Raw genomic sequence first — 14,281 nt, 5'->3', positions numbered from 1 at the left:
AGCCTTCAAAAATGCCGTTACTTTCGCGCCGCACAGCGGCGCAAAAGTCCTCGCTCCGCTCCCCGGAAGCCTTGCACAGCAAGGCTTCCGGGGCATTCGTTTCCACGCGAGGCGGGCGGCTGCCCCCTCGCGCTCCCCCGCCCCGACACAGCTCGATTCTGTTCAACCAAGGTTTTTTGACAGGCTGAGCCGGAGGCTTTCACCTCCGGCTCAAGTCATTTCTCAAACAGCCCTCCGGGCACCACAATGTCCGTTCTGGGCACCCGCGTCCAGGAAAAGTCCTCCGCCAGGGCGGCGGGCGTCACCGGCTCCGGCCCGGTCTGGAGCCCGGCCAGCATGGCCAGACGGCCCGCCAGCTCCTCCGGCGTCCACCGCGCCCGCAGAGCCCCCATGTCCAGGTCACGGTCCCGCTTGGACAGGCGGCGGCCGTCCTCCGCCAGCAGAAGGGGCACATGGCGGAACTCCGGCGGCTCCAGACCCAGCAGGTGGTAGAGATAGCACTGCCGGGGGGCGGAGGAGAGCAGATCCATGCCCCGCACCACCTGATTGATGCCCATGGCGCCGTCGTCCGCCACCACGGCCAGCTGGTAGGCGTACACCCCGTCGGACCGGCGGATGATGAAGTCCCCGCAGTCCCGCAGCAGATTTTCCCCGTACCGGCCCATGTGGCCGTCCTCCACGGCCCACACTTCATCGGGCACCTTCAGCCGCCAGGCAGGCCGCCGGCCCGCCGCCTCCAGCGCCGAACGCTCCTCCGCCGTCAGGTCCCGGCACCGGCCGCCGTACACCGCCTGACCGTCCGACCGGTGGGGCGCGCTGGCCGCCAGCCGCTCCGCCCGGGTGCAGTAGCAGGGGTAGACCAGCCCCATCTCCTCCAGGCGGTTAAAGGCGGCGGCATACTGCTCCGTCCGCTCACTCTGGAGGTAGGGGCCGTCCGGACCGCCCTTTCCATAGCCCTCGTCCCAGTCCAGGCCCAGCCACAGCAGATCCTCCGCCAGCTGCGCCGCGTACTCCGGACGGCAGCGGTCCGGGTCCAGGTCCTCCATCCGCAGCACCAGAACGCCCCCCGCCGACCGCACCGACAGCCAGGCCAGCAGAGCCGAAAACAGATTCCCCAGATGCATCCGCCCGCTGGGGCTGGGCGCAAAGCGGCCCCGTATTTTTTGTCCGTTCATTCCAGCCCCTCCCGCGCTTTTTCATCCTGCTCTGTCCCGAGCAGCTGCGCGCGCCGGCGGATAAAGGGCGGCTTCACCACTCCGTTCAGCAGTTCTCCGTATGCATGCACTTTTCGGAAGGTATTGCCAAGCATTTCCCGCTCCCGGTACGCGCGCAACTCTTCCAGGTCAAAATCCGCATAGAAAATCCCCGTTTCCCGTTCTCCTGCAAGAAAAATTGTGTTATCAATGCACCTTCCCTCTCTGTCCCAGCAGATTGGAGAAAATGCGCAGGAGCATCCCCCATTCTCCCCGTCCGGATTTGCCATGACCACGCCTGTCATATTCTCATAAGCCCGGGTGGAAAGCGCCCGTACTCTTGGGAGCATGGAGGTGCAGTCGTTCGGCACCAGAATTATTTCCGCGCCCTTCAGCATCAGTATCCGCGCGCTCTCCGGGTACTCCCGGTCATAGCAAATCATGACGCCCAGCCTGATCCCGTGAAAATCGCACACGCAGAACTCCCTGCCGCCCTCCAGACAGGCTTCATCTGCAAAATCACAGGTGTGAACTTTGGAATATTCCATCAGGATTTTTCCTGTCTTATCCACCACAAAGGCTGTATTCCGCGGCCGCTCCGTCCCCCTTGTAAACGCTGTGACCACAACGCCGATTTCCAGGCGCCGCGCGGCCCGACAGACCTGGGTCAGGTAGGGATCGTCCGGCCCTATGGCCTGGCTGTTTTCAACCGGGAGGCTGTATCCGGTCAGAAAGCACTCCGGCAGAAGGAGCAGATCCGCCCCGTGCCTTTTCGCCTCCTCCATATGAGACAGCACCGCCGCCGTATTTTCTTCCAGCCTGCCGGCCTTTGATTTTTCCTGAAGCACTGCGATGCGGAATCGTCCGCCGCTGCCCGTCCTCTCCACATAGACCGCTCCTCTCTGCAAAAAGTTTTTCCAAGCGCAAGCCCGCGTCACCGGCGGGCGCCTGGCCGCCCCGCCGGAAATACGCATCGTGTAATGGTTAAATTGCGCAAAAGCTGATATAATCCGCTATTTCTGCCCGTTTTTGCGGCATACTCCGCACGAACAAGCCGCAAAGCTGCCTGCTCAGCCGGTATTATCTTATCATATCCCCGCCTGCCTGACAACGTCCCGCATCCTCTGCTTTCCTGTTGTAATCTGCCTTTTTTTCTGATATACTTTTTTCGTCGGACCGCCAGACGGCGGTCCTTTTTTCTGGAGGTGGAGCCCATGAATCCCATCCCCCGTTCCCCCGCTCCACCTGACGCCATCCGGGAGACCCCCGTGGTGGTGGCGGTCTGTGGCCCGGAAGGGTGCGGCAAAAGCAGACTCATCCGCAGCATCCTGCCACGGCTCACGGCTGCGGGCGTCAAAACAGCCGTCATCAAACGGGCAAGCCGTCCCCTGGACCCGTCCGGCCCCGACCGCTATTCCACTGCCTTCCGCCAGGCGGGCGCCGGCGCCGTGGGCGTGTTTGACGGAGAGCTGTCCATGGTGGTCCAGCGGCGCAGAATCACCGAGCAGCACCTGATTTCCCAGTTTCAGGACGCGGGTCTCATCCTCATGGAGGGGTTTGACCGCAGCTTCTGGCCCAAGCTGGAGCTGGTTCGCTCCGGATATTCCAACCGGCCGTCCTGCGACCTGTCCACCGTGCTGGCCTTGGTGACCGACTTGTCCCTTCCCCCCTGCGGCGTGCCCCAGCTGCCCTTTGACTGCCAAGCCGTGGCAGATTTTCTCCTATACTACTATTATCGTGAGATTGGAGTGAATGTAATGGAATCTTCTTCCGCCAACAAGACCGTCTCCGTCCCTGAGGGTGTGCTCCGGGCTGCCTTGGTCACGGTCAGTGACAGCATTTACGCCGGAACCAGCCCCAACGCCGCCGCCCCCAACGCCTCTGAAAAGCTGACCCAGGCCGGCTTTGAGCTGGTGTCCGTTTCCCTGCTGCCCCGGGACCGGGCTATGCTGTCCGCCGAGCTCACCCGCCTGGCCGACAGTCGTCTGGCCGACCTGGTGGTCACCATGGGCGGCACCGGCTGCTCCCTCTACGACTGCACCCCCGAGGCCACGGCCGACGTGACCGAGCGCGCTCTGCCCGGCGTGTGCGAGGCCCTGCGCCGTGCCCTGGCCGATCTGTCCGACGGCGCCATGCTGGACCGCTCCATCTCCGGTATGCGTAAGCGGACGGTTCTGGTCAACCTGCCCGGCGAACCGGAGCAGGCGCTTCCCTGTCTGGAACGCCTGCTTCCCGGCCTGAAGGCCACGGTGGAGGCCATCCGGAAGGACGGCTGAGGGTTCCTCTCTCCTTTATGTCCATAGCAAAAGCGGAGCCGCGCATGCGGCTCCGCTTTTGTGTTCTGCAGCGCTTACTCCACCGTCACCGACTTGGCCAGGTTCCGGGGCTTATCGATGTCACAGCCCCGCATGAGGGCTACGTAGTAGGCGAAGAGCTGGAGAGGCAGCACGTCCAGGGAGGGCAGCAGCATGGGATGGGTATCGGGCACTAAGATGGCGTGATCCACGGTCTTGGCCATCTCCCCCGCCAGGGACGCGGTGGTCACGCCCAGCACGTCGGCGCCGCGGCTCTTCACCTCCACCACGTTGCTCATCAGCTTTTCAAAGAGCTTGCCGTAGCTGGCCAGGGCTACCACCAGGGTGCCCGGCTCGATGAGAGAGATGGTACCGTGCTTTAGCTCACCGGCGGCGTAGGCCTCCGAGTGGATGTAGGAGATCTCCTTGAGCTTGAGAGAACCCTCCATACCCACGGCGTAGTCGATGTTGCGGCCGATGAAGAAGATGGAGGGGTGGTTGAAGTAGATGGAGGCGAAATACTGGATATCCTCCCGGTGGGAGAGAATCTCCTCCATCTTGTCGGGGATGCGCTGGAGCTCCTCCACGATTGCCGTATACTCCTCGGGGGCGATGGTGCCCATCAGGTCGGCGAAGCACAGGCCGATGAGGTAGATGACCGCCAGCTGGGTGGAGTAGGCCTTGGTGGTGGCCACGGCAATCTCCGGCCCGGCCCAGGTGTAGAGCACGTCGTCGCTCTCCCGGGCGATGGTGGAGCCCACCACATTGACGATGGACAGCAATCTGGCTCCCAGCCTGCGGGCCTCCCGCATGGCGGCCAGGGTGTCGATGGTCTCGCCGGACTGGGAGATGACCAGGGCCAGGGTCTTGGAGGTGACAATGGGGTCGCAGTACCGGAACTCAGAGGCCAGGGTCACCTCCACCGGCTTGCGGAGCAGCCGCTCCAGGGTGTACTTGGCGGCCATGCCCACGTGGTAGGATGAGCCGCAGGCGATGACGTAGATTTTGTCCAGCGCCTTCAAATCCTCCGCCGTCAGGTTCAGCCCCTCCAGCACCACACGGCCGTCCTGAATCCGGGGGGAGATGGTATCCCGGAAGGCCTTGGGCTGCTCCATGATCTCCTTGAACATGAAGTGCTCGTAGCCGCCCTTCTCCGCGGCGGAGATCTCCCAGTCCACGTGGTGCCGCTCCTTGCGCACCGGCTGGAGGTAGGGGTGGTTATAGACCTGGATGCCGTCGGCGGTGAGCACGGCAATCTCCCCGTCATCCAGATAGTAGACCTCCCGGGTGTACTTGATAACGGCGGTCACATCGCTGGCCAGGAAGTTGAACCCATCCCCCAGGCCCAGGATCAGAGGACTGTCCTTACGGGCGGCGATGAGCCGGTCGGGGCAGTCGGAGCAGATGACGCCCAGGGCGTAGGCGCCGTTGATGCGGTGGAGCACCTTGGTGAGTGCCTCCAGGATATCACCCCGGTAGTAATACTCCAGCAGCTGGGCCACCACCTCGGTGTCGGTCTGGGAGACAAACTCCACCCCCTTGGACTGGAGGAACTCCTTAATCTCCACATAGTTCTCGATGATGCCGTTGTGGACCACCGCAATGTGGCCGCTCCTGCTGACCTGGGGGTGGGAGTTGACGTCGGAGGGTGCTCCGTGGGTGGCCCAGCGGGTGTGGCCCAGGCCCACAGTGCCGTGGATGGCCGCACCGCCGTCCACCATGTCGGAGAGCACCTGGAGCCGGCCCTTGGCCTTGGCCACCCGGAGCCCTTCCTTCTCCGACCACACGGCAATGCCCGCCGAGTCATAGCCCCGGTACTCCAGCCGGCTCAGGCCGTCCAGCAGAATGGGCGCCGCTCCTTCCCTTCCAATATATCCTACGATACCGCACATGGCAGATCTCCTCCTGTCACCTGGATGTTTCGTCCTATTTGTTCCATATGTTTCATATTATGAATCGTTTTCAATGTTTTTTACTCTTTTTATGAAACAACGTTTTTATTATAGCGGCATGGGACGCCTGTGACAAGAAAAATTTTTCCGTGCCCGGGCCCATTTTCCCCTCTCAAAAATGCCTGCATTTTTGAGAGGGGATGCAGCCCCCTGCGCCGCACGCGCAAAGCGCACACGCTTGCAGGCTGAAAAGTGTTTTTCCCGAGGCGCATGTCCCCGGAAAAAACAGATTTCCATTTGATTTCGCCGCCTGCGGGCGGCGAAACTCTGCCGAGGGCTTTTTTCTTGTAAGTCTCCCTTTCTTTCGCAGGTTCTTCCCCTTTCAGCAAGAACAGTCCCTGTCCCGCAGTGCGCGGGACAGGGACTGTTCTTGCTGCGTACGATTTTGTTTACACCCTTGCCGCCAGACGGAAGGCCGCCCGGTTGGCCTCCAGCACCCGGCCGCCGGCAAAGCTGTCGCCGATGTTATAAATCTCCGGGGCTGCGTTGGCCGCCAGAGCCTCAAAGTAGGCGGCATCGTCGGGGCGTCCGCCCATGGCCAGCACCACCAGGTCCGCGTCCAGTGTCACCTCCCGGGTCTCGGGGCCCAGCTTGGGGGCCAGGGGGTTGGGGATGTTCTCCGGCAGCAGGGGCTGCCAGGTGTTGTAGGGGTTGGGCGCGCCCTTGGACACGTTGCGGCTGATGTGGACCTTGCCCGGCTCGAAGGATGTGACCTTGGCGCAGTTGTACAGTTCCACCCCCGCCTTCTCCATGTAGTGCAGCAGGTGGCCCCGGTTAGCGGTGCACACGCCCTCCATGAAGTTGGGCAGCATCTCCACCACCTTGACCTCCCGGCCCTGCTCGTAGCCGCCGTTGGAGTGGGAGCGCATGGTCATCCGCTCGTAGCCCCGTGCCATGTCCTCCAGCACCTTCTCCTTGTCGTGCTCGTCGTAGTGGTGGTAGGCCAGCATGCACTCCATATCCACCAGGGTCTTGATGCCCCAGCAGTTCTGGGCCCAGTAGGTGAAGTTGGAGTAGTAGTGGGCGGGGCAACTCCAGACGATGGCCCGGTAGCGGGGCTTGTCGTCGGTGGCCACCGAGTGGGCGTAGCCCTTCTTCATCAGCTTACTCGCAGGTGGCGTTGGACATGTAGTAGGTGGCCACCTCCATGGACCCGGTGCGGGGGGCGCGCAGCCGCACCGAGAAGCAGCCCTCCAGGTTGAGCAGCACCTCGGGCATGTGGTAGCAGGTGTACCCCAAGGCCAGGCGGCCCTCCGCCTTGGCCTGGCGCACCAGAGCGTTGTTTGCGTCGTCCAGCAGCTTTTCAAAGTAGTAGAGATGTTTTAGGTCCCGCATATCGCACCTCTCTTCCGTCCGGCGGCGTCAGGCGATGCCCAGGGCCTTCAGCGCCCGCTGCACGCCCAGCACCAGGTTGGAGTCGTCCGGCAGCTCCATTACGCTTCTCCCCTGTACGTCGCACAATGCCAGGTTTCCATCGTCTGGAATCTCGGCGAGCACCGGGATGCCGCCTGTGTCCACGTAGCGGGCCACCTGGGGATCGTTAAGCCGGTTGACAATGGCGCCGACGGCCTGGTACATCACCAGCTCGTCGGCCACCTTCTTGATGGTCTGAATGACCTGGGTGCCCTTCTTGCTGGGGTCGGTCACCAGAATCAGGTGGGTCACCCGCTCCATCACCCGCCGGTTGACCTGCTCGATGCCCGCTTCCCCGTCGATGACCACGTAATCAAAGGCGTCGGACACCATGCTGATGACCGCCTTCAGGTAGGAATTGATGCTGCAATAGCACCCGGCCGCTTCAGGCCGTCCCACCGCCAGGAAGGCGAAGCCGTCCTGCTCCACCATGGCGTCGAAGATGCGGAATTTGGACTCCCCCAGCAGCTCGATGGCAGTCTTTTTGCTCTTGTCCTCCTCGCCGGAGGCGGTGATGGCCTTGCGGATGTCGTCGATGGTCTCGCTGACCTGTACGGCCAGGGCCGTGGCCAGTCCCACCGCCGGGTCGGCGTCAATGGCCAGAATCCGGGCGTCCGGGTGGTCCCGCACCAGCTGCCGCACAATCGCCGCCGAGATGGATGTCTTTCCCACCCCTCCCTTCCCGGCGACGGTGATGACTGCGTTTCCCATTGTCTGTTCCTCCTTTGCCTCTGTGTTGCTTCCGTCTAATCTGTCAGTCTCTCTGACATTTATGGGCCTGAAAAAACGGCGTCCGGCTTTCCTCCCAAAAGCCCGCCTGAATTTCTCCTTATGTCAAAAAATCTCCCCGGAACGCCGCGGTGAAGATGTCGCACAGCTGATCCATGCGGGTCCCGGCCTCCTCCCGGCTCACCTGAAGCCTGCTCCAGCTCATCTTCTGCATCACGCCCAGAATGGAGTCGTAGGCGTTGTAATAGAGGTTTTTCACGTCCACCTTAGGGGACACGCTGCCGTCGGCCAGCCCCTGGCGGATGGCCCGCACCAGCGGGCTGTTGGACCGCTCAAACTGCTCCGGCGGCCAGTTCACGTCGTCCCGCTCCCGGCCCGCCCGGCTGAGAATGACCTCCGCGTCGGCGCAGAAACGGATCTGGTCGGGATACTCCAGATACATGTGGGAGTAAAACCGCAGCATCTGGTGGATCTGCTCCAGCCCGGTCATGCCCGGGCGGAACATCTCCCGGCTCCGCCGGTCCGCCTCCCGGGTCATCTTGTCGTAGTAGAGATAGACCGCCGCCTGAATCAGGTCCACCTTGGTCTTGTAATACCGGTAGATGGACCGCTCCGTCAGGCCGCAGGCCCGGGAGATATCTGCCACCGTGGTATTGCCCGCCCCCTGGCGGGTAAAGACCTCCAGCGCCGTCTCCGCCACCAGCCGCTTGTTCTGTTCCCGGATTTCTTCCAGCGACATGCCGCGCTCCTTTCCCTCCCGCAGGACTGCTCTATGCCCATTGAAGCACAGTTCTTCGGGAAACGCAATACTTTGGAAATGAGTTGTTAAATTTTTGTCATTTTCTCCTGTTTCAATTGTTTTGTGTGTTTTTCTATTTTTATCGAGTTTTCTTATTCTGCTTTTATATAATATGACATTTGTAGTATCCTTTTTCTCTCTAATTTTCCCAAAAAATAACAGAAAGGCGGGCTACGGAACCTCTGTTCCGCAGCCCGCTGCATGATGTTTCTCTGTCCGGCTGTCAGCCCTTGAGCTGTTGGCTCATGGCCTGGTCGAAGTGCTCGTTGATCTGCTTGGTGAACTCCAGTGCGGCGTTGTAGCCCATCTTCTTGTGGCGGTTGTTCATGGCCGCCACTTCGATGATAACGGCCAGATTCCGGCCCGGCTTCACCGGCACAGTGAGGGAGGGGATCTGCACATCCAGGATGGTGGTGTACAGGTTCTCCAGGCCCAGACGGTCGTACATGGCGCCGTCCTTCCACTGCTCCAGGTTGATTACCAGGTCGATGTCCGACTCCTCCTTGATGGCGGACATGCCGAACAGGCGGCGCACATCAATGACGCCGATGCCCCGCAGCTCAATATAATGGCGGATGAGTTCGGGAGCCGTGCCAACCAGGCGCTTGGTACCCGCTCGCTTAATCTCCACCGCGTCGTCGGCAATCAGGCGGTGGCCACGCTTGACCAGCTCGATGGCGGTCTCGCTCTTGCCCACGCCGGACTCGCCCAGCAGCAGCACGCCCTCGCCGTAGATTTCCACCAGCACGCCGTGGCGGGTAATGCGGGGGGAGAGCTCGGTGCGCAGATAGGCAATCAGGGCGCTCATGAAGGTGGAGGTGGTCTCCTGGGTGCGCAGAATGGTGCGGTCGTACTTCTCCGCCATCTCCATGCACTCGGGGAAGGGCTCCATGCCCCGGGAGATGATGAGGCAGGGGATGTCATGGGCCATCAGGCTGTCAAAGCACTCCCGGCGGGCCTCGGGGGTCAGACCGGTAAGGTAGGTGGTCTCCACACGCCCGATCATCTGAATCCGCTTTGGGTCAAAATAGTCAAAAAATCCGATGAGCTGGAGGCCGGGGCGGTTTACATCCTCGGTGCGGATGGCCCGGGCCTCATAGTCCTTGCCGCTCCGAATGACCTCCAGGTTAAATTCACTGATAAGCTTCCCCAGCGGGACGCTGTACAAACTCTCCACTGAGCGTACCTCCCCATTTTCATTTACAGCTTGTACTGTCTAGTATACACACTTCCCCCCCGTTTGACAATGCCCTTCTCCCCAAAATATCCAGCGTTTTTCATGGATATCCCCCTCTGCTTCCGCAGGTAATTGTGCACTAATTCCCTAAAAATTCTATAATTTTCCAATTTCAGCGTTAAAAACAGCCGCGGCCCATGGCCGCGGCTGAGACTGTCGAAAAACCTCGGTTGAGCAGAATCCGCCCGTGTCGGGGCGGGGGAGCGCGAGGGGGCAGCCGCCCGCCTCGCGTGGAATCGAATGCCCCGGAAGCCTTGCTGTGTAAGGCTTCCGGGGAGCGGAGCGAGGGGGAGCGGAGCGAGGACTTTTGCGCCGCTGTGCGGCGCGAAAGTAACGGCATTTTTGAAGGCTGTCGAAAAAGTCCAGGGACTTTTTCGACAGCCTGAGCCGCGGCCCATGGCCGCGGCTGTTCGGTGTTTCTGTCCGTTTATTTGCTTATGGGCTCTCCCAGAGGCCGGATCAGCTTCCGGTAGGTCCGCACAAGGAATACGGTACACAGGGTCAGGGAGGCAAGCTCCGCGATGGGGAAGGCGTACCACACCAGGTTGACATCACCCAGCTTGGCCAGGAGCCACGCGGCGGGCAGCAGCACCACCAGCTGGCGGACAATGGACACGATCATGCTCTGGATCCCCTCGCCCAGAGCCTGGAACGTGGCGGAGGCCACGACGCAGTAGCCCGCAAAGACAAAGCTCAGGCTGATAATCCGCAGGGCGGGCACGCCGATGGACAGCATATTCTCGTCGGCCTGGAACAGGAGGAAGATCTTGTCCGGAACGGTCTGTACAACCAGCAGACCGACGATCATGATGAGCACGGCGTACAGGACCCCCAGCTTCACGGTCCTGAGCAGGCGGTCCTTCTTGCGGGCGCCGTAGTTGTAGGCGATGATGGGTACCATGCCGTTGTTCAGGCCGTAGATGGGCATGAACACAAAGCTCTGCACCTTGAAATACACGCCCAGCACGGCGGTGGCCGTTTTGGTGAAGGTGAGGAGGATCTGATTCATGCCGAACACCATCAGGGAGCCAATGGCGTTCATGATGATGGAGGGTGCGCCCACAAGGTAAATCCGCCGGACGATCCAGCCGTCAAAGCGGAAGCCCTTGAGGGAGAGCTTAATGTCGTGGTTGCGGAAATGGTTGAACAGAATGGCCAGGACGGCCGCCACAATCTGGCCCATGACCGTGGCCACAGCGGCGCCGGCCACCTCCAGCCGGGGGAAGGGACCGATGCCGAAGATGAGCAGCGGATCGAAGATGATGTTGAACACCGCGCCCACGCCCTGGGTAAACATGGTGTAGACCGTCCGCCCGGTGGACTGGAGCAGCCGCTCAAACATGACCTCCATAAAGATGCCGCAGGAAAAGAGGCTGCAAATCTGCATGTACTGGGCGCCGTACTCCACGATGACGGGCTCGTTGGGCACCTGGACCATATAGAAGGGACGGGCCAGCAGGGTACCGCACACCATGAACACCGCGCAGGTGATGGCGGCCAGGAGCACCCCGTGCTCGGCGGTGCGGTTGGCCCGGGCGGCGTCCTGTTCGCCCAGGCTCTTGGACAGCAGGGCGTTGACGCCCACGCCGGTGCCCACCGCCAGGGCAATCATAATGTTCTGAACTGGAAAGGCCAGGGACACCGCGTTGAGGGCGTCCTCGCTGAGCTGAGAGACGAATACGCTGTCCACCACGTTGTAGAGTGCCTGCACCAGCATGGCCAGCATCATGGGCACCGACATGGTAATCAGCAGCCGGTTGACGGGCATGACGCCCATCTTGTTCTCCTGGGGCACAATGTTTGACATTACTTTCCCTGTCCCTCCCTGGCCAGCGCCGCCGTGCGGATAAGCTCCACGGCGGTGTCCAGGCCCAGGGCGGAGTTGATGCACAGGTCATAACTCTTCCGGTCGCCCCAGCGGACGCTGGTAAAATAATTGTAGTAGGAGGCGCGCTGCTTGTCCTTGCGGGTTACAAAGCTCTCCATATTGCTCTCATTGTCGCCGTACTCCTCCACGGCCCGGCGGATACGCTCCTCCATGGGCGCATAAATGAACACCCGCAGCAGGTCCTTGTGCTCCCGCAGGATGTAGTCGGCGCAGCGGCCCACGATGACGCAGCCGCCCTTGGACGCCAGGTCCTTGATGACGCCGGACTGGGCGATAAACACCTGGTCCTGGGTGGAGAGAGACTGGGCGGAGAAGTAGAGGTCGTAAATAAAGCTGTTGGTGGGGCGGCGCTCGGCGTCGCGGACAAAGTTCTCGGCAAAGCCGGTCTTCTTCACCACGCCCTGGATGACCTCCTTGTCATAGAAGGGGATGTCCAGCGCCTCGGACAGCTTCTTCGCCACAAGGCGTCCGCCGGAGCCATATTCACGGCCGATGGTAATCACAGTTTTCATTCCACACACCTCCAAAATTTCGTAAAAAATCCCGTTTGCAGATGAAAAAAACCGCCTGGCATGGCGGCGCTTTTGGTTACAGTATTATTATATCGGAGCATCTCCGCATCGTCAATCGTTCCGCCGCTGTTTTGTGGAAAAATCCATGTTTTCCGCCGCCGCCCGCCCCCCTTCTGTTCCTCCTTGACAGCGCCACGCCCCTGTTTTACCATAGAGGCGTCATAAATGCGAAAGGAGCGGATTGAGATGAACAAAATCGCGTTTATCGGCGTTGGCATCATGGGTAAGTCCATGGTGCGCAACCTGATGAAGGCCGGATATTCCCTCACCATATACAGCCGCACCAAGTCCAAATGCGAGGACGTCATCGCCGAGGGCGCCGTCTGGGCGGACACAGTGGCCGGGTGCGTCAGGGACGCGGAGGCGGTGTTCTCCATCGTGGGCTATCCCAGGGACGTGGAGGAGGTCTACTTTGGCGGCGGCGGAATCATCGCCAGTGCCCGCCCCGGTGCCCTCATCGTGGACATGACCACCAGCTCCCCCGCCCTGGCCGGGCGCATCTGGGAGGCGGGCAAGGCCAGGGGCCTGCGGCCACTGGACGCGCCGGTCACCGGCGGCGACACCGGCGCAAAAGCGGGCACTCTGTCCATCCTGGTGGGCGGCGACCGGGCCGACTTTGACGCCTGCCTCCCCCTCTTCCAGGCCATGGGCAGAATTATCGTCCACATGGGCGCCGCCGGAGCGGGCCAGCACGCCAAGCTGGCCAACCAGATCGCCATCGCCGGGGCCCTGTCCGGCGTGTGCGAGGCCCTCGCCTACGCCAGAGCCAACGGCCTGGACCTGGACAGCCTGCTCTCCGCCATCTCCGCCGGCGCGGCCGGCTCCTTCCAGATGCAGAGCCTGGGCCCCAAAATGGCGGCGGGCGATTTTGCCCCCGGCTTCATCATGAAGCACTTCATCAAGGACATGAAGCTGTCGGCAGAGCAGAGCGAGGCCGTCGGCCTGAATCTGCCTGTGCTCAATCAGGTGCTCTCCGAGTGCCGCAGCCTGGAGGAGGCCGGCCTGGGCGACCTGGGCACCCAGTGCCTCATCCGCTACTACGCGAAATAAGTCCGCTGAAAAAAGCGGGGTACGCAGTTGTGACCCGCCCCGAATTGTGCGGACAGCGCAAAAAGGCGCCTATGTAGGAAGATATGACGTATTAAGTGGAGAGGCGTCGCGCAAGGGGCGCCTCTTCTCAAAAAATGCCTGCATTTTTTGACTTCTTTACCACTCCCCTGCCGGCTCGTCCAGCAGCGGCAGGGTACGGAACACCTCGTCCACCGCCGACTCGAACTCCCCGGTGTCCGCCGCCTTTCGGATGCGCCGCTCCAGCTTTTCACTGTCGCCGAAGAGGTGGATGAGGTAGGTCCACGCCTCCTTCATCCGCAGCATGGCGTTTCTCCTGCTTCCAAATACCTGGGCGTAGGTCTCGTACAGCTCGTGGTGGAAGGCCCGCAGGGTATCCAGCCCGGCGGGCCGCTCCCCCTTCAGCCGCCCCGCCAGAGACGGATCGGCCACCAAGCCCCGGCCTATCATCACCGCCTCCACCTCCGGCCAGCGCGCCGATATTTTCTCCCAATCCCCCGGTGTGACCACGTCCCCGTTATAGCACAGGGGCGCCCGGCTCATGCGGACCGCCAGGTCAAAGTACTCCGGCCGCACCGGTTTCTTGTAGAAGTCGCCCCGGATGCGGGGGTGGACGGTCAGCTCCGCGATGGGGTAGCGGTTATACAGCTCCAGCAGGGGGCCGAACTCCTCCGGGTCGTGCATGCCCAGCCGGGTCTTGACGGAGACGGCCATGGGCGCGGCGGCGAAGATGCCGTCCAGCAGCCGCTCCAGCTCCTCCCGCCGGGCCAGCAGACCGGAACCCTTGCCCTTGGCCGTCACCGTCCCCGAGGGACAGCCCAGGTTCAGGTTCACCTCCCGGTAGCCCATGGCCGCCAGCTCCCCCGCCGCCCAGAGGAAGTCCTCCGGCTGCTTTGTCAGCAGCTGAGGCACGGCGTGGACGCCCTCGTTGTGCTCGGGGAGGATGTCCTCCAGCTCCCGGCGGGTGAAATTGTGGTCCTGCCGGGGGGAGAGAAAGGGCATGTAGTACCGGTCCACGCCGGGAAAAAACCGGCTGTGGCAGTTGCGGAAAATATATCCCGTGATGCCCTCCATAGGGGCGAAATAACATCTCATATCGTTCTCCTGTCCGCTGAAAGTCTTCTGTTTGGGCAGGC

At 61.8% G+C, this 14,281-nt stretch carries 13 protein-coding genes; 2 read left to right on the top strand and 11 right to left on the bottom strand.

The window, feature by feature from the left end; genetic code table 11:
• Positions 1 to 215 precede the first annotated feature (215 nt).
• Together gluQRS and QZY67_RS00420 are read right to left on the bottom strand one after the other, a co-directional pair.
• Positions 216 to 1,175 carry a tRNA glutamyl-Q(34) synthetase GluQRS gene (gluQRS, locus tag QZY67_RS00425; RefSeq protein ID WP_295368037.1) on the bottom strand — a complete coding sequence of 320 codons (960 nt, stop codon included), beginning with the start codon at positions 1,173 to 1,175 and terminating at the stop codon, positions 216 to 218.
• Positions 1,172 to 2,080 (bottom strand): carbon-nitrogen hydrolase family protein, encoded by a 909-nt coding sequence (locus tag QZY67_RS00420; protein ID WP_295368036.1) that lies wholly within the window; start codon positions 2,078 to 2,080, stop codon positions 1,172 to 1,174. Before QZY67_RS00420 ends, gluQRS begins: the two co-directional genes overlap by 4 nt.
• A 327-nt stretch (positions 2,081 to 2,407) precedes the next feature.
• Between QZY67_RS00420 and QZY67_RS00415 the strand changes: the two genes are divergently transcribed.
• The gene (locus tag QZY67_RS00415) at positions 2,408 to 3,469 is read left to right on the top strand and encodes a molybdopterin-guanine dinucleotide biosynthesis protein MobB (RefSeq protein WP_295368035.1); all 1,062 of its coding nucleotides are present in this window, start codon (positions 2,408 to 2,410) and stop codon (positions 3,467 to 3,469) included.
• A 74-nt stretch (positions 3,470 to 3,543) separates the two neighbouring features.
• On the opposite strand, the gene glmS is transcribed toward QZY67_RS00415, so the two are convergent.
• From glmS to QZY67_RS00375, 8 genes are all read right to left on the bottom strand, one after another.
• Positions 3,544 to 5,379 carry a glutamine--fructose-6-phosphate transaminase (isomerizing) gene (gene glmS, locus QZY67_RS00410; RefSeq protein WP_295368034.1) on the bottom strand — a complete coding sequence of 612 codons (1,836 nt, stop codon included), beginning with the start codon at positions 5,377 to 5,379 and terminating at the stop codon, positions 3,544 to 3,546.
• 449 nt (positions 5,380 to 5,828) lie between these two features.
• Positions 5,829 to 6,539: a hypothetical protein gene (locus tag QZY67_RS00405; RefSeq protein WP_366448913.1), complete on the bottom strand. Its 711-nt coding sequence runs from the start codon at positions 6,537 to 6,539 to the stop codon at positions 5,829 to 5,831.
• A 4-nt stretch (positions 6,540 to 6,543) separates the two neighbouring features.
• Positions 6,544 to 6,774, bottom strand: a complete 231-nt coding sequence (locus QZY67_RS00400; RefSeq protein ID WP_366448912.1) for a hypothetical protein — start codon at positions 6,772 to 6,774, stop codon at positions 6,544 to 6,546.
• Positions 6,775 to 6,801: 27 nt separating this feature from the next.
• Positions 6,802 to 7,563 (bottom strand): AAA family ATPase, encoded by a 762-nt coding sequence (locus tag QZY67_RS00395; RefSeq protein WP_294536397.1) that lies wholly within the window; start codon positions 7,561 to 7,563, stop codon positions 6,802 to 6,804.
• 118 nt (positions 7,564 to 7,681) lie between these two features.
• The gene (locus QZY67_RS00390; protein WP_294536399.1) at positions 7,682 to 8,320 is read right to left on the bottom strand and encodes a TetR/AcrR family transcriptional regulator; all 639 of its coding nucleotides are present in this window, start codon (positions 8,318 to 8,320) and stop codon (positions 7,682 to 7,684) included.
• A gap of 283 nt (positions 8,321 to 8,603) precedes the next feature.
• The gene (gene hprK / locus QZY67_RS00385) at positions 8,604 to 9,557 is read right to left on the bottom strand and encodes an HPr(Ser) kinase/phosphatase (RefSeq protein WP_294536401.1); all 954 of its coding nucleotides are present in this window, start codon (positions 9,555 to 9,557) and stop codon (positions 8,604 to 8,606) included.
• A gap of 487 nt (positions 9,558 to 10,044) precedes the next feature.
• Positions 10,045 to 11,424: an MATE family efflux transporter gene (locus QZY67_RS00380; protein ID WP_295368033.1), complete on the bottom strand. Its 1,380-nt coding sequence runs from the start codon at positions 11,422 to 11,424 to the stop codon at positions 10,045 to 10,047.
• Positions 11,424 to 12,017 carry a cytidylate kinase-like family protein gene (locus QZY67_RS00375; protein WP_295368031.1) on the bottom strand — a complete coding sequence of 198 codons (594 nt, stop codon included), beginning with the start codon at positions 12,015 to 12,017 and terminating at the stop codon, positions 11,424 to 11,426. Before QZY67_RS00375 ends, QZY67_RS00380 begins: the two co-directional genes overlap by 1 nt.
• A gap of 246 nt (positions 12,018 to 12,263) precedes the next feature.
• On the opposite strand from QZY67_RS00375, the gene QZY67_RS00370 reads away from it, so the two are divergent.
• On the top strand, positions 12,264 to 13,127 hold the full coding sequence (locus QZY67_RS00370) for an NAD(P)-dependent oxidoreductase (RefSeq protein ID WP_295368030.1): 864 nt from the start codon (positions 12,264 to 12,266) through the stop codon (positions 13,125 to 13,127).
• Between the two features lie 156 nt (positions 13,128 to 13,283).
• Here QZY67_RS00370 and QZY67_RS00365 read toward each other — a convergent pair whose 3' ends face one another.
• Positions 13,284 to 14,240 carry a tRNA-dihydrouridine synthase family protein gene (locus QZY67_RS00365; RefSeq protein WP_295368029.1) on the bottom strand — a complete coding sequence of 319 codons (957 nt, stop codon included), beginning with the start codon at positions 14,238 to 14,240 and terminating at the stop codon, positions 13,284 to 13,286.
• Positions 14,241 to 14,281 lie beyond the last annotated feature (41 nt).

Source organism: uncultured Pseudoflavonifractor sp. (genome assembly GCA_904419835.1).
GTDB lineage: Bacteria > Bacillota > Clostridia > Oscillospirales > Oscillospiraceae > Pseudoflavonifractor.
The sequence above is the reverse complement of the archived record's forward strand: the minus strand, read 5'-3'. Positions and strand labels throughout refer to the sequence as shown.